Origin of the sequence: Sorangium sp. So ce394, assembly GCF_051474665.1 — a bacterium.
Lineage (GTDB): Bacteria > Myxococcota_A > Polyangia > Polyangiales > Polyangiaceae > Sorangium > Sorangium cellulosum_D.
Genome location: NZ_CP150339.1, coordinates 6,809,380 through 6,823,812 on the forward strand (window position 1 = coordinate 6,809,380; position 14,433 = coordinate 6,823,812).

General features: G+C 69.5%; 12 protein-coding genes. 3 read left to right on the forward strand and 9 right to left on the reverse strand.

What is annotated here, in order from left to right:
• The 6 genes from WMF33_RS24915 to WMF33_RS24940 are packed head-to-tail and all read right to left on the reverse strand — an operon-like array spanning position 1 to position 6,718.
• Positions 1-783 (reverse strand): phage tail protein, encoded by a 783-nt coding sequence (locus tag WMF33_RS24915; RefSeq protein ID WP_437322176.1) that lies wholly within the window; start codon positions 781-783, stop codon positions 1-3.
• On the reverse strand, positions 783-2,168 hold the full coding sequence (locus WMF33_RS24920) for a phage tail sheath family protein (RefSeq protein ID WP_437322177.1): 1,386 nt from the start codon (positions 2,166-2,168) through the stop codon (positions 783-785). The genes WMF33_RS24915 and WMF33_RS24920 overlap by 1 nt, the downstream gene beginning before the upstream one ends.
• Before the next feature lie 10 nt (positions 2,169-2,178).
• A complete protein-coding gene (locus WMF33_RS24925; RefSeq protein ID WP_061629673.1) occupies positions 2,179-2,634 on the reverse strand; it encodes a phage tail protein in 456 nt (151 codons plus the stop codon).
• 12 nt (positions 2,635-2,646) lie between these two features.
• The gene (locus WMF33_RS24930) at positions 2,647-5,463 is read right to left on the reverse strand and encodes a phage tail sheath subtilisin-like domain-containing protein (RefSeq protein ID WP_437322178.1); all 2,817 of its coding nucleotides are present in this window, start codon (positions 5,461-5,463) and stop codon (positions 2,647-2,649) included.
• Positions 5,464-5,471: 8 nt separating this feature from the next.
• Positions 5,472-6,107, reverse strand: a complete 636-nt coding sequence (locus WMF33_RS24935) for a hypothetical protein (protein WP_437322179.1) — start codon at positions 6,105-6,107, stop codon at positions 5,472-5,474.
• Entirely contained in the window at positions 6,107-6,718 is a 612-nt protein-coding gene (locus tag WMF33_RS24940; protein ID WP_437322180.1) for a DUF4255 domain-containing protein, read from the reverse strand. The genes WMF33_RS24935 and WMF33_RS24940 overlap by 1 nt, the downstream gene beginning before the upstream one ends.
• 164 nt (positions 6,719-6,882) lie before the next feature.
• On the opposite strand from WMF33_RS24940, the gene WMF33_RS24945 reads away from it, so the two are divergent.
• Together WMF33_RS24945 and WMF33_RS24950 are read left to right on the forward strand one after the other, a co-directional pair.
• Positions 6,883-7,407, forward strand: coding sequence for a hypothetical protein (locus WMF33_RS24945; protein ID WP_437322181.1), 525 nt, complete (start codon positions 6,883-6,885; stop codon positions 7,405-7,407).
• A gap of 114 nt (positions 7,408-7,521) precedes the next feature.
• Positions 7,522-7,974, forward strand: a complete 453-nt coding sequence (locus WMF33_RS24950; RefSeq protein WP_437322182.1) for a 5-fold beta-flower protein — start codon at positions 7,522-7,524, stop codon at positions 7,972-7,974.
• A gap of 217 nt (positions 7,975-8,191) precedes the next feature.
• Here the strand turns inward: WMF33_RS24950 and WMF33_RS24955 are convergent, their stop codons facing one another.
• Positions 8,192-10,036 carry a hypothetical protein gene (locus tag WMF33_RS24955; RefSeq protein ID WP_437322183.1) on the reverse strand — a complete coding sequence of 615 codons (1,845 nt, stop codon included), beginning with the start codon at positions 10,034-10,036 and terminating at the stop codon, positions 8,192-8,194.
• Between the two features lie 73 nt (positions 10,037-10,109).
• On the opposite strand from WMF33_RS24955, the gene WMF33_RS24960 reads away from it, so the two are divergent.
• The gene (locus WMF33_RS24960; RefSeq protein WP_437322184.1) at positions 10,110-11,597 is read left to right on the forward strand and encodes a DUF6896 domain-containing protein; all 1,488 of its coding nucleotides are present in this window, start codon (positions 10,110-10,112) and stop codon (positions 11,595-11,597) included.
• A gap of 161 nt (positions 11,598-11,758) precedes the next feature.
• On the opposite strand, the gene WMF33_RS24965 is transcribed toward WMF33_RS24960, so the two are convergent.
• Both WMF33_RS24965 and WMF33_RS24970 read right to left on the reverse strand, forming a co-directional pair.
• Positions 11,759-12,880, reverse strand: coding sequence for a cupin-like domain-containing protein (locus WMF33_RS24965; protein ID WP_437322185.1), 1,122 nt, complete (start codon positions 12,878-12,880; stop codon positions 11,759-11,761).
• A 32-nt stretch (positions 12,881-12,912) separates the two neighbouring features.
• Positions 12,913-14,433, reverse strand: coding sequence for a tryptophan 7-halogenase (locus WMF33_RS24970; protein WP_437322186.1), 1,521 nt, complete (start codon positions 14,431-14,433; stop codon positions 12,913-12,915).

The window sequence follows — 14,433 nt, forward strand, 5'->3', positions numbered from 1 at the left end:
TCAACCGCCTCCCGGTCGCGGTGCGCCCGCCGCGCGCGGATCGTAGTGGGGATCGGCGTGCAGCTTGCTGTCGTCGTCACCGCGCGCCGCGGCGAGGGCGCCCGCGGTCGCGGCGGCCGTCGCGCCAGCGGCGGCCGCGCTCACGAGCCCGCCGACGCCCGCCGCCGCATCCGACATCCCCGGGATCGCCGCGAGCGATACCCGCGTGAGCCCCTCGTGGCTGATCTCGAGCTGCTCGATCGCGATCGCGCTGCTCTTGGCCTCGAGCTGCGGCCCGGTGAGCCGCTCCGGCAGCCCCCGCTCGAAGAACCACGCCGCGATCGGCGGCCGCGTCAGCTGCGCGAGCAGATCGAACCCGCTGCCCTGGCCGGCCTTGTTGACCAGGCTCCCGCGCTCGAGCAGCAGGATGACGCCGCTCTTGCGGATCATCGGATCCTGGCCGTAGAGCACCTGCTGATGCCAGTCCCATATATCGGTGTTGAACGTGACCCCGCGCTTCAGCACCAGGTTCGGGTGCTTCCCAGCCTTGACGAACTTCATCGGCGCCGCGTTCATGCCGCCCGCCGAGAACGCCTCGATCTCCAGCTCGACATTGAGCCCGCTCACCTCGGAGAACGCGCCGAGCAGGAGCTGTGATGCCATGTTGACCAGGCCGCTCGCGACGCGCGACGCGACGCCCCAGCCGCCGGCGCCCGCGGCGTCGATGCCGAAGAACCCAGGCCCCTGGCAGTCCCACATCGTGACCAGGAAGTTGAATGCGACAGCGGGTTGGGTGAGCGGCATTACACGCCCTCCTGCAGCTCGATCACGCCGGCCCTCCGACCGACGCGGAAGACCAGAAACTCGGCGGGCGCGGCGATCGCGACGCCGATCTCGCATACCACCTGACCGCCCGCGATCGCCGAAGGCGGGTTGAGGCTATCGTCGCACCGCACGAAGAACGCTTCGGTCGGCGTGCGGCCCAGGAGCGCGCCGGCGCGATGCACCGTGATCAGGTACCCGGCCACCGCCTGGACCAGGCCGAACCGCAGGATCGCGCCGTTCGGCTCGAACATGAACATCTGGCCAATCCGCTCGACCGAGCGCTCGATCGACGACAGGCAGCGCCGCACATTGACGAAGCCGAGCGCGTCGGGCCGATCGAGCGCCGACGCGGGGCTCCGCCAGCGCAGCGTGCGCGCGCCCCACAGCTGCACGCCGCGGCCATGGAAAACGCGGCACGGGTTGATCGCCTGCGCGTAGAGCCGCTCGTCGATCCGGTCGTCGATCCGGACCTCGGTGCCGATCGCGCCGATCACGGCTTCGTTCGCGGGCGCGGCGTGCGGGCCGGCGGCGAGGTCGCGCCGCGCGAAGATCCCTGCGACGTAGCCGAGCGGCGGCCGCACCGAGATCGGGCCGCCGACCCGATCGATCGTCTGCAGCCACGGCCAGTACAGGGCCGCGCAGTCCAGCTCGTCGGGATCGGCGCCGTCGGCGAGCGCGGCGCGCCACGCCTCGGCTTGGCTCACCGTGCGGCCCGCCGGCGGCGTGACGAGCGCGAATACCCGCCACGCTTCGCGCGCGACCCGCGCGAGCAGGTGGCGCTGCGCGCCCAGCACCTGGGCGTCGTTGAACAGCGGTCCGGCGACCTGCGACGTGAGATCGACGGCGTCGTCGAGGATCCGGATCGAAGGGCAGCACACGAACGCGCCCTGATCCGCGAGCGGCGGGAGCGGGACGCGCGCCGTGTCGGTGACCACCGCGGTCGCGTGCAGATCCGGGAGCGCGACGATCGCGACGTCGGGCTGGAGCAGCAGCAGCTCGAGGCCGGTCCGCCCGTACAAGCCGAGCATGTCCGCGAGCAGCTCGCCCGTGCGCGACACCTCGACGGTCGCGGCGATGTTGACCACCCAGCAGCGGAGGCCGCCGTTCGCGAAGAACGCGCGCACGCAGTCGGCGAGCTGGCTCCCCGGCGGCCGCGGGAGCTCGGCGCCGCGCTCGTCGCGCAGGTAGACGAGCTCGTAGCTGCGCCAGTCGTCAAGCCGCACCGCCTCGCCGATCCGATTCGGTCCGCCGATCCCGACGAAGCCTGCGACGTCCGTGCGCACGCGCGGCAGATCCGGGACGCGGCTCGCGATCTGGCGATACGCCCCCGGCACCCCCGGAATGCTGCGCAGCTCGGACGTCATGGCCGGCGACTCACTCGATGTCGAGGCGCTCGACGACGAGATCGACCTGCTCGATCGCGATGTCGTTGCCCTTGGCGTTGAGGCTCGGGCCGGTGATCTTCGTCGGCCACGCGCCGTGCAGGACCCACGTCATCGCTGGAGCGCCGACGTCGTGATTCTCGTTGACCAGCTTGACGCGCACGGTCTTCGACGGCGGCGCCGTCGCGCTCGCGTCGCGGACCTGGCGGCGCCACTCCCACATCGCGAGCGAGCCGGTGATGCCGCGCTTGAGCGAGACGTTCGAGTATTTCTCGATCCCGGGGAGCTTGCGTGGCGCGTTCACCGCATCCATGCCCTCGCGGTACTCGATCGGCGTGTTCTCGCTGTCGAGCCCGCTGACCTCGGAGAACGCCCCGATCTCCCCGATCCCATCGGCCTCGACGATGAAGTTGAAGTTCGAGTACGGATTGCTGCGCTTGGTGGCCATTCGAGTGCTCCGTTACGCGAGGTTGCTGGACGCGGTGAACTGGCCGATGCGGAAGATCACGAACTCGGCAGGGTACGTCGGCGCGACCCCGATCAGGCAGACCAGCCTGCCGTTGTCGATGTCGTCCTGCGTCATCGTCGACCGATCGCAGCGCACGAAGAACGCGTCCTCGGGCTTCGTGCCCATCAGCGCGCCCGTCTTCCACACGCCGAACAGGAACGCCTCTATCGTCGCCTTGACCCGCGCCCACAGCGCCTCGTTGTTCGGTTCGAACACGACCCACTGGGTGCCGCGGTCGATCGAGTGCTCGAGGAAGATGAACAGCCGGCGCACGTTGACGTACTTCCACTCGGGGTCGCTCGACAGCGTGCGCGCGCCCCATAGCCGGATGCCGCGGCCCTCGAACTCGCGTGTCAGGTTGACGCCGACGGGGTTCAGCACGTCCTGCTCGCCGTCGGTGAACGGGAGCTCGATGTTGAGGATGCCGCGCACGGTCTCGTTCGCCGGCGCCTTGTGCACGCCGCGCTCGTTGTCGACGCGCGCGCAGATCCCGAGCACGTGGCCCGACGGCGGGATCACGATCGTCTTGCCGGTGGTGAGGTCCACCGTCGTCAGCCACGGCGCGTAGTAGCCAGCATACTTGGTATCGTAGTTGTTTCGGTGCGACAGGATGTCGGTGACGACCGGCTGGTTCGGGCGGCCGTCGAGCACCGCGAAGCGGTAGCGCAAGAGCTCGCAATGCGTGATCAGCGCCTGCTGCACGATCTCCTCGGTGACGCCGGGCACCGCGACGAGCGCGATGTCGGTGCGCTCGCCGAGCGCCTGGATGCCGAACCGCTGGTTCGGGCCGTCGTCGCTGCCGATCAGGTCGACCGCCGTGAGCGGGCTGCCGTCGGAGCCGCCCGCGAGGAACACCGAGAAGCCGTTGTCCGTCGTCGGCTGGCCGGTCGCGTCGAGCGTCGGAGAGAGCGTCGGAGGGTCGAGCGTGATGAGCTTCGAGCCGAGCTCCGGGTCGTTGAGCCGTGCGACGTAATAGCGCGAGAGCGACTGCGCGTTCGGATCGGCGTTCCACGTCAGCCCGGCGAACGTCTCCTTCAGCGCGGCGGCGCCGGTCGCGAGGTCCCGCTCGTAGACCAAGAGGTCGATCTCCAGCACGCGGACGTACGCCTTGCGGAGCGCCGGATCGGCGGGCACGTCGATCGGGCCCGGGATCGCCGAGCCGACGGTGAGCGTCCGGTTGCCGGGGTCGACGCCCGTGATGACGCGGTAGAGCTTGGTGGCGCCGTCGTCGATCTCGACGATCGCGCCGGTGTAGAAGCCGGCGGTCACCGCGACCGGGAGCGTCGTCGCGCTCGCGCCGACCACCTGCAACGCCTCGAAGCTGGTCCAGGTCGCGTTCGTGGCGTTGTCGGGAAACGTGTTCGAGCCGGCGGCCGGCGGGTCCGCGCGCGTGACGTAAACCTGGTTGCTCGCCGGATCGACGAGCTGGATCGCGGATGCGTCGGCGCGTCCGCCGGCGGTCACCGCGATCGGCTCGAACCCCGTACCGCGGTACGGCGCCACGAGCCCGGTCGCATCGCCGACGATGAGCCGCGTGGTCGCGCCGGTGGAGTGCGTCTCGATCAGGCGCACGGTCGACGTCGAGAAGTCCTCGCCGGCCACCAGCGCCGGCGTGAACGTCACCGTCGCTGACGCGGCCACCGTGGTTCCGGCAGCGACCGTCGCGGCGACCGTGGGGCCGCCGCCGCCGCTGATCCGGATCTGGTCGCCGGGGCGGACCGCGGCCGCGACGCCGTGTGGCGTCGGGTTCGAGAGGCCGTTCGCGATCGACTCGGTGCCGGTCAGCGTATGGAGCGGGATGGGCGCCGGCGCCGGCGTCGTGCCGCGCTGGAGCAGCGAGACCACCGCGCCGGCCGCCCACGGGCCGCCAGCGAGCGCCGCGCCGACGGTGAGCGTGCCGTTGGCGATCGCGGTGACGGTGCGCGTCGGGCCGCTCGGGAACGTGAACCGATCCCCGACGCGGAGCTGAACCGACTCGGCCGCCGTGAGCTGGAACGTGTTCGCGCCCGCGCCCGACGGGCCTGTGCCAGCGAAGCTCGCGATCACCGGGCGGTTGCGCTGGAACCGGCGCGTCGCGAGCCGCGTCGGCACCGAATCGACCGGCCGGACCTCGACGGCGATGTCGTTGCCACCCTCACCGCGGTGGCGCGCCCTCGCGACCGGTCCGGCGACGGAGCCGCTCTGCGGCGGGATCGACACGACGCGGACGAATGTGGCGGCGGGGTTGAGCACGACGCCCGGGGCGAATGGCGCGGTGAGCGTCACGGTGTTCCTCGTCGCGTCGTAGCTCGCGACGGTCACCGAGAAACGCAGCACCGCCGGCGTCGTCGACGTGCCGCGCGCCCAGATCTCGAGCACCGAGCCCACCTGGACGTTGCGCAGGCTGTTGAGCGGCAGCACGTTGGTCGGCCCGACCACCGTCGCGGTCGCGGGCAGGCGGAGCACGGTGCCCTGGCCGATCCCGGTCACGCTGTCGGCGCGCGCCGCGTCCGCGGCGAGCACCCGCACGATGTAGGCGCGGCGGCCGCCGTTCTCGAAGAAGGCGCGGACGGCGTGGCCGAGGTAGTCGCCAAGCTGCGTCGGCACCGAGTACGGATCGCCGAACTCGCGCACGAACTGCGTGAAGCTCGTGACGAGCGTCGGCCGGCCCTCGGACCCCTTGCGCGTGCGGCCGACGAGGCCGGCGGTGCTGGTGCTGACGCCTTCGATCGGCTTCGCGCGAAACGAGGTCTCCTCGACGTAGACGCCTGGGTGCAGATACTCGGGCATGGGCTCCTCTAGAGAACGTGGAAGCGGGCACGGATCTCGCGCTGCGGGGGAATCGCGAACTGCGCGCCCGTGAACGACGTCGGGCCGGGGAGCACCTCGACGCCGGCCACGGTGCGGCCGGGGATGGAGATGGTCAGATCGAGCAGGCGCGCGGCGGTCATCGGCCACGGCCCTCCGGGGAGTAGGTACATCAGCTCGCCCTGCGCATCGGCGAATGTCCACCGCCCGGTCGGCGGCGCGCCGGTACCGTCGATCTCGACGCGCAGGCCGGCGACCCCGGCGCCGACCAGCTTGCCGCGGATCGTGCTCACCCCGGGCGGAGCTGCCGCGAGCGGCGTCGGCCACATCTCGACGACGAGCGCGGTCTTCTGATCCGGAACCGGGACCACGACGTCGAGCGGCGCCGGATCCCAGCGCACCCAGCGGCCCGACGCGGAGCGCAGCGTCACTCGGCGCAGTCCGTCGGAAAGGTTCGCCCAGCGATACGTCCCATCGCTGTGGCGTGCGCTCCCGCTCAGCGAATCGACCGCCGGTTCGCCGGTATCGAGCCGGACCTCGACGGGCTCGCCGAGCGGCTCGCGCGAGAAGTGCTCGTCGACGCGCAGCGCGAACGCGAGGCGGTGCACGAAAAGATCCGCCACCATCACGTCGCCCCCGTGCCCGTACCGGGCTGCCACGCGAAGCCCGCGTCCACCACCGGCGGCACCACCGTATGCCGGCTGGGCTCCAGTCCGAGGACGCGAACTCGATAGGTCAAAGACACTCGATAATCGAGCTCTCCAGAGTCCCAGATGCGATAGTGATCTTCGACCGGAAGAGTGTCAAGTATCAATTGGACGTTGTCGGTAGCTTCCCACACCGGCTCGCCGGGGCCCTCGACCAGCTCGGACCGGCCGATCTCCGCGTGATCGTAGAACGCCTGAAGCGCGATCCCGAGTAGCCGGTGCTCTTCCTGCGCCGCGAGCTGATCGGCGAGCGGCGTGTCATTGGCCCGCACCCCCCACGGTGTCACCAGGTAACATAGCTCCAGCGGCAGCAACGGTCTCGTCATCGAGCCATCGCTCAGTCTCCGTCGAGGAGCGTTGCGCAGCTCGGGATTCTCCATCACCCGGTACAGGAAGACGGTGATCGTTGGATTCGTGGTGCTCTCCAGCTGCTTGAACAGCTTCGTCGTCGCCAGCTGGACGTTCACCCCCGCCAGCGGCAGCACCAGATCCAGGTGGGACTGGAGGATCGCCACCAGGGTCTTCCCCACGCTTTCTATCAAGGCCCAGCTTGCCAAGGGTTCCTAAAATCCGTTTATCATGCCCCTCGTTCGCGTACAATCTGTAAAAATGTATGATGGACCAGGAAATTTAATGCATTTGTTGTGCCAGGTCAGCACATCAACACGCCATACTTCCGATCGGTGGGGTGCTCATGCTGAGGGCGGCGGTGCTGCTTGAGGAATTACAGCGCTTCGGCGACCCCGGCGCGCCGGTGTTCGCGGGCTGGCCTACCGGCAAGGCCGACGCGCGCCGGAAATGGGCGCACGCATTCCAAGTATACCTCAGTGACATGGTCGACACGGTGCCAACGTTGATACCGACTGGCGGCACACTCGCATTCACCGGGGTCGAGGACGCGTTCTTCGCATCGATCACGCTCGACAACCCGTTCGTGCCAGATGCCGCCGCCGACCTGGCCGACGCCTGGCGCGCCGGCATCACGGCGCTCCGGCCCGGCTCCTCGGCGACCCACGGCGGCGACACGTTCATGTTCGAGGCCATGGCCCCAACCGACGTCGCCGCGCGCCACGCGGCCCTGAACGCCGACCTCGTTGCCGCCTTCACGTCGCCCCAGGTCTCGCGTCGCGCCGACCTGACGGAGATCGCCGACGCGCTTCATCGCGCGACGGTCGGTCTGAAGTCGACGCCGTCCACCTTCGTCGTGACGTATGGTTGAACGAGCGATCCGTACCAGCTGAGACCCCTCCCCCGGACGGCACGCGCCCAGCCTGCCGGATCCCAACGACAAGCACGATCGTGCCCACCCATGACCCTGTGGTAGCATTCGCGCATGCGGTCCATCGCGCTCGCCTTGCTCCTCCTCTGCGGGACGGCCCAGGCCGACGTCACGCTCGGCCCGGTCACCATCCGCAACGCCTCGAACAGCGCCGTCGGTGCGGTCGATGCGGACGGCACGATCCGCAACGCCTCGAACAGCGTCGTAGGCAAGATCGACCACGACGGCACGGTCCGCAACGCCTCGAACAGCAGCGTCGGCAAGGTCGAGTCCGACGGAACGATCCGCAACGCCTCGAACAGCAGCATCGGCAAGGTCGAGAGCGACGGAACGATCCGCAACGCCTCTAACAGTCAAGTCGGGAAGCTGGAGAGCGACGGAACGATCCGCAACAGCGCCAACAGCGCGGTCGGCAAGGTGGACGGGTACTCGCCCGGTCTTCGCCAGATGGTGGCTGCCGCCCTGTTCTTCGGCGGCTCGGTCAGCGTCCTTCGTGTCGATCGCTGACCCCGGGCCGCGAGCGAGCGCCGTCACCGAGCGCACGATCCCGAGGAAGAGGCCGCTCGGGAGGGGCCGTTCGAGCACGAGCGCCGGGAAGGCGGCGCCCGCCGCCGCGCGAGCCCGCCGGAGGCGCGCGCGGTCAGGAGGACGGCCAGGCGGAGCAGCGCCCGGGTCGCCAGCTCGGTCCGGGCGCCCTCGATGAGCGGCCCGGCGTCGAGCGATGTCAGCTGCGGGCGAGCGTCAGGATGCGGTCGTTCGTCGTGAAGAAGAGGCCGCGCCGGTTGAGCACCATGTCAGGGCGGTCCCATAGCTGGCGCTGGTAGTCGGCCACGACGGTGGAGGCGCCGGAGCGGATGTGCTCGACGTGCCAGTCGCGGGAGTCGGGCTGTCCGGTAAGCGCGAAGATGTCCCGGTCCTCGGACACGACGTGCGCCGGGGGATGGCGCGTCTCCGCGAGGACGATGGGCTCTACGCCGGTGCGCTTGTCGACCCCGAGGATGGCCCTGCGAACAGGGTCGGCCCACAGCACGTGGGTCGCATTGAGGGTGAGCGTGGGGTACCAGGTCGCCGCAATGGGGTGCTCGCCGAGGTACGCGAAGCGGCTCGGGGCGCCGGGGCGGTGGTGCGGGTGGCGCCATAGCTCGAGCCGGCCAGCCGAAAGCTCGCACCAGTAGAGGTGCTCCTCGTCGCAGGCGAGGGAGAAAGCGCTGCCGGCGGGCTCGTGGAGACAACGAGGCGTGGGGTGCTCGAATTCCATGATGGTCGAGCGCTGGACGACGAAGGGCGCGCCCCGCTCGGGGTCGGGCACCATGGCCTGGTTGACCCACGCCATGAACCCGCGAGCGTGGACGAGGCTCATCGGTCGCGCCTGGTTTCTTGCCATCACGATGAGGGAGCTGCCTTCCGTCAGGACCTTGGAGATGGTGCCCGCGTTGGCGTGCGCAACGAAGAGCATCTGGCTGACGGGCGGCGCGAGCTCGAAGAAGGGATCGGTTCCGGCGAGCAGCACGACCGGCGAGACCCGGCCGGGTTGGAACATGACGATGTCGTTGCCGTCGCCGGAGTACAACGCGTCTCCGTCGGTCACGAGGCCCGAGAGCCGGCCGCTCGAGGAGACCCCAGCGACCGCCAGGCCGGCGCCCGCCGCGAAGGGCGCCGGCTGTGCGCGCAGGCGGCGCACCTCCGCCGCGATCGCCTCGGCGCGCTCGAAGCGAGAGAGGTTGTCGGCATTGCCCGTCGCACGGACGATCGTCCGGAGCCGCTCCCACAGGGCTTCGGGGATGTCACCGAGCTGGCTCTTCTTGCTCGATACGACCTCCCAGGAGGCGAACAGCCGCGCTGCGCCGCGGAGAGCGGCCTCCGATGTGCCGGGCGCGGAGGCCGCGGCGATCGCGGTCGGCAGGCCAAACCCGAGGAGCAGATTCTCTGGCAGCATCTCGTAGGCGGGATATCCGGACCAGGGACCCGCGCCCGTCCCGAGCCAGGCGAGCAGCGCGGCACAGGCGAGCTCAGGAGTCGCGTACGAGGCGCGGAGGCGCCGCTCGGCCTCGGCGACTTCAGGCGACATCGGGCCGAGCGGCAGCCCGTTGGCGTCGTCCTCGAAGCGGGGCAGATCGGGCGCGAAACAGGGCGGCGCGGCCGCGAGCCACAGGCGCCTCGCCTCCTGCGCGGTTCGGGCTCGCTCGCGCTCCTCTTCGTACTCGCGGAGGGGATCCGGCGCGCCGCGCCCGGCGAGCCACCGGACGAGCGCGGGGCCGTCGACGAGCATCGCGTCCGAGGTCCAGTCGGGGTTCCTCAGGCTGCGGGCATGGTGGAAGCTGATGGACGCGAGGGGCTGGTCGTGCGCGAGGAGCTCCACCGTCAGATCGCCGAGGCACATGCAGTGAAAGGACGGCCCCCCTTCCTGGATGCGGAGGTGCTCTCGGAGGGCGCGGAGGTCCTCGATCCCGCGCGCCTCGGCCAGCACATGCCGCTCCGTGGCCCGGCCGTGGCCATCATCGAGCACACGGGCAGAGGTGGCGCGGGCGAAGAGGGCGTCGAGCGAAGCTTGTGTCGGGGGGGAGCTCATGTCGCCAGGAGCATGCCATGGGATGCCATCGCCGGTGCGCCATCCAGCGGAGTTCGATAGGATTGCGCGCACCATGCTCCACCTGCATACCCTCAGCCAGAGGCTCGCGCAGGCCGCGCAAACGCAACCGGAGAGCGCAGAGCGCGTCGCGCGGGCTGCTCTCGATCTCGGCGTCGAGCTCCCCGGGGATCCGTGGGCGCGGTGGCTCCTCGTCGCCCTCCATCGGCACATCCCGCGCCAGCGCTGGGTCGGTCGGATCGTGGAGCAGCACCTGAATGGAGACCTCGCGAGGCTCGCGACGGACGGCGCGCTCGGAGCTCCGGTGGACCGACCCCAAGCGGGACCGGTCCCTGGTCTGGAGGGCTGGAGCTACTTCTTCCATGGGATCGGCTGTCGGCTGACGCACGACGACGGCACCGAGATCGACGTCGACATCGACGAGAACGGCGCGGACTCGATCGACCCCTGGTTCTACGAGAGCTACCTCGATTCGCTCCCGGAGCCCGAGGGGATCGAGGCTCCGTTGAAGGGCGCCGGAGGTACGGCGGCCTGGTGGATGGCTGACCTCCGCACGCTCAAGGCGCTGAAGCTCATCACGGGCGAGCACCGCGTCGTGCTCACCGCTTCCGGCCAGACGCTCGCGGGCGCCCTCGCGCCGCTCCTCGAAGAGCTCGCACGGTCCGAGTCGCCGCTCCGGCGCGCGTGGCTGGCGGTCCTCCTCGGCGACTTCGTCCGGGCATCCGACGAGCTGGCGTCGCTGGCGGTGCCGGCGAGCATCCAGGCAGCCGCGCAGGCGCAGGTCTCCGAGCGCATATCACGGCTCTCCGGCCCCTATGAGCTCGGCAACGCGGCAGATCTGCGAGCCCTCGCCCGGCTGGGTCGACAGCACGCAGAGGAAGCGGTCCTCGCGCAGCTCAATCGCTCTCCCCTGGACGGCGTCACGAGCGTCGCGCTCGGCATCATCGAGGACTGGAGCGATCCTCGCTTCGTCGACCCCCTGCTCGACGTCGCCGAACGCGCGACCGGCGAGGTGCCCCCTGCGCCTCACGTGCGCGCCACGGCCTGCCGGCTGGCCCTCCAGAGCGCCGTCGAGGTCGCCCTGTCCAGCAGCTTGCGCGGCCGTCTGGTAACGCTCCTCGCTACGACGGCCGGCCATGCAGCCGGCGAGAGCGCGTACATGCTGGCGCTGCTCGATCCCGGCCGAGGGCTGCAGCGCCTCGCCGAAGTCCTGAGCTCGGACATCCCCTTGGCCCGCCAGGAGGCCGCGGCGGGCCTCGCGCTCCTGGGGACCGAGGATGCCCTGGAGATCCTCGGGGAATCCTCATCGCGAGAGGCCCGGCTCCTCCTGCGCGCCGTGGAGGGCGAGGCGCCGGAGCCGCATGCGGAGCCGCGCGAGACGTGGATCGAGTGGCGGGGTGAGCGGCGGCGCGTCTACACCATGGAGGAGATCCTCGAGGCGAGCCTGCCCTCGTGGATGGCGTCATGCCTGGAGAGGCTGCGCCGGCGGTACGCGTCCCTCCCGACGGGCCTGCTGCGTTCGAAGATTCGTCGCTCCCCGTGAGCCGTGGGCCCGACCCTCCGGAGTCTTCACGCGCACGCTCGCCTCAAGCTCATCCAATCACCGCCCGCGCCTCGCGGCGCCATTGAGGGCTATTTGCAGAGCTTTCGGACGACGAGCGTCGCGAGGCGCTCGCAGCCGCCGCGACGTTCTTGCGCGCGCCGCTACAGCAAGGTCGTCAAGTCCGGCGGGCAAACGGCGTAGGGGATTCGCATCAGAAAGAAGTTCACCGAGAACGAAAACGACGTCGACCGGACGTCGTGGAACCACCCCGCAGGCAAGAACAGCATCTCACCGGCGTTCAACGTGACGAACACAGGATCACACTTGGAGGTGACCTGATGCTGCGGCTCGAAGGGATCGACCGTGTTGCACGAGTCGAGCCCGGCATGAATGACCCTCGGTGAAAGCAGAGGGGCGTGGTGGGGCGAGACGAGCGCGATCCGCTTGGTGCCGACCAGCTGTGACAGGAAGTTGTCGAGCCAATCGCGATGCAGGGGCGTCTTGGTCCCGGCGGGGCCGATCCAGAACTTTGCATACTGGCACAGGCCCTCTGGAACGAACGGTGGATAATCGAGCCAGAGGTGCCAGTCCCAGGGAACCCCATTGCTCGCGGCATAAGGACGAGGGTCGGCCTGCGCGGAGTCAGCCGGGCCATCGCCGTGGGACGCCAGGTACTCGGCGAGGCGCAGCTCCTTGGTCTGCATCGTCTCCTTGTAGATGTCCGCGGCATAGTTGCCGGTGCGCACCTCGACCGACGCATCGCCGAGCTCGGAGCGGATCCGTTCGATCGTCCAGGGAGAGGCGTCCCGCTTGGGCATGGCGTCGACGATCACGGCAGGGCGGCTCGCCATCGCGTAGCGCTGGATGAAGTCCGCCGGCGAGATCGCTGCGATGCTGATGCGGTCGACCTCCGCGCCGATCTGGCTCCGGGTGATCTCCTCGATCCGCGCCTTGCCCGCGGGCGAGATCGACATGAACCGATCGCGGAACGAGCTGAGCAGCGGCGGACTGCCGGTCATCGAGACCGGGCCGCGGACGCAGCCCAGGCTCGCAATATCGGCGAGGTCCGCCGTGGACAGGAAGATGCTCGCATCGGGCCGACCGTGCTTACCGTCCTCGACACGAAGCGCCTCGCCGTGCTCGGTCCGGTCGACGACCACATAAGCGCTCAGCCGCTTGTCTCGCACGGTGAACTGGACGACGGTCTGTGGCTTCCCGTCGGCGACCGACGGCAGCAGCGCACGGACGATGTCGTGCAGGTTCGTGTGTAGCTCAGATTGCATGCGTGGCCTCGTGTCGAACCAGCGGGCCTCGGCTATCCGCGTTGCCAGGCGAAGCCATCGGTCGAAGGGATCAGGCCCTGGGGTCGCACCGAGCTCTCGCGGGCTCGGCGGTGGCCGAACATCGCTTGCGTCTGGATCTGGCGCACCTCCGCCGTGAAGCCTTCCATGAACTGCTCGGCGCTCGGACCGCCCTCGAGCGTCGCTGGCGCGCTCTGGCCGGGCAGGCCGTCGACCTGCGTCGCAAGCTGGTTGCTCAGCATGCCCTCGAACCACTGGCCCAAGCCCTGCCGGGAGCGAAAGAAGTCTTCGGCCTGGTTGAACACCGGCTCGTCGACGCTCGATGCTCCCGCGACCAACCGGATGAAGGCGTCGTTGGCCTTCTCGTCGGTGTTGAGCACCTTGCGCGCCTTCCAGAAGTACGAGTCCGCTTCCTGATGCATGTCGTAGAACGACAGCAAGAACTGGTAGAAGTTTCCGAACTCGCGCCGGTAGCGGAACTCGAACTCGTCGAACGCCTCTTCCTCGTCGATGTCCCCCGCGAGGCAGCTGTTGATCGATCGCGCCGCCAGGAGCGCCGAGTAGGTCGCCAGGTGAACGCCTGACGAGAACACCGGATCGATGAAGCAGGCGGCATCTCCGATCAGAACCAGTCCGGGCTTCCAGAATCGCGTGTTGCAGTACGAGTAATCCTTGCGGACACGAAATTCGCCGTACACGCCCTCGGTCACGCGCGTGGCGGACGCGAGGTACTCTGCGATGATCGGGCAGGAATCCACGAAGCTCTGGAACGCCTGCTCGGGCCCATCCTGGATCCGCTGCGCGGCCTCGCGGGACACGACCGCGCCGACGCTGGTGAGCCGGTCGGACAGCGGGATGTACCAGAACCAGCCGTCGCGAAACGCGGCGCACAGGATGTTGCCCGAGCTCGGCGCGGGCAAACGCTTGCCATCGAGGTAGTAGCCGTAGAGCGCCACGTTCTGGAAGAACTGCGAGAACACTCGCTCGCCGACCAGCGCGTAGGTCTGGCCGCGGTGCCCCTCCGAGTCGACGATGTACTTCGCGGTCGCGGTTCGCTCGCTGCCACGTTCGTCGCGGAACCGCACACGAGAGAACCGGCCGTCTTCCTGTTCCACGCGCACCACGGCATGCTCCTCGCGGACGTCGACGCCCTTCTCGCGCGCGGCGTCGAGCAGCATCTTGTCGAACACGCTGCGCTCGACCTGGAAGGCATAGCCGCCGGGGACGCGGGGATTCTCGGCGAACCGGAAGGTCCACGGCTCGGGGCTCTTGCCCCAGCGAAACGTGCCGCCTTGCTTGCGCGTGAAACCGGCTCGCTCGATACGGTCCCTGATCCCGAGCAGGCCGCAGATACCGTAGGTGGTGGCGGGCAAGAGGGACTCGCCGATCTGATGGCGCGGGAACTTCTCCTTCTCGAGCAGGAGCACGCTGTGGCCCTGCATCGCGACGAACGAGGCGACAGACGACCCACCGGGCCCCCCGCCTAGAACGATCACGTCGAATTGCTCGTCTTGTTGCGCTGTCGCTTGTGTCAT

What these genes read in the sequence shown, in the direction of transcription:
- WMF33_RS24915 (WP_437322176.1), bottom strand. Translation starts at nt 783, where the DNA reads ATGCCGCTCACCCAACCCGCTGTCGCATTCAACTTCCTGGTCACGATG.
- WMF33_RS24920 (WP_437322177.1), bottom strand. Translation starts at nt 2,168, where the DNA reads ATGACGTCCGAGCTGCGCAGCATTCCGGGGGTGCCGGGGGCGTATCGC.
- WMF33_RS24925 (WP_061629673.1), bottom strand. Translation starts at nt 2,634, where the DNA reads ATGGCCACCAAGCGCAGCAATCCGTACTCGAACTTCAACTTCATCGTC.
- WMF33_RS24930 (WP_437322178.1), bottom strand. Translation starts at nt 5,463, where the DNA reads ATGCCCGAGTATCTGCACCCAGGCGTCTACGTCGAGGAGACCTCGTTT.
- WMF33_RS24935 (WP_437322179.1), bottom strand. Translation starts at nt 6,107, where the DNA reads ATGGTGGCGGATCTTTTCGTGCACCGCCTCGCGTTCGCGCTGCGCGTC.
- WMF33_RS24945 (WP_437322181.1), top strand. Translation starts at nt 6,883, where the DNA reads ATGCTGAGGGCGGCGGTGCTGCTTGAGGAATTACAGCGCTTCGGCGAC.
- WMF33_RS24950 (WP_437322182.1), top strand. Translation starts at nt 7,522, where the DNA reads ATGCGGTCCATCGCGCTCGCCTTGCTCCTCCTCTGCGGGACGGCCCAG.
- WMF33_RS24955 (WP_437322183.1), bottom strand. Translation starts at nt 10,036, where the DNA reads ATGAGCTCCCCCCCGACACAAGCTTCGCTCGACGCCCTCTTCGCCCGC.
- WMF33_RS24960 (WP_437322184.1), top strand. Translation starts at nt 10,110, where the DNA reads ATGCTCCACCTGCATACCCTCAGCCAGAGGCTCGCGCAGGCCGCGCAA.
- WMF33_RS24965 (WP_437322185.1), bottom strand. Translation starts at nt 12,880, where the DNA reads ATGCAATCTGAGCTACACACGAACCTGCACGACATCGTCCGTGCGCTG.
- WMF33_RS24970 (WP_437322186.1), bottom strand. Translation starts at nt 14,433, where the DNA reads ATGACACAAGCGACAGCGCAACAAGACGAGCAATTCGACGTGATCGTT.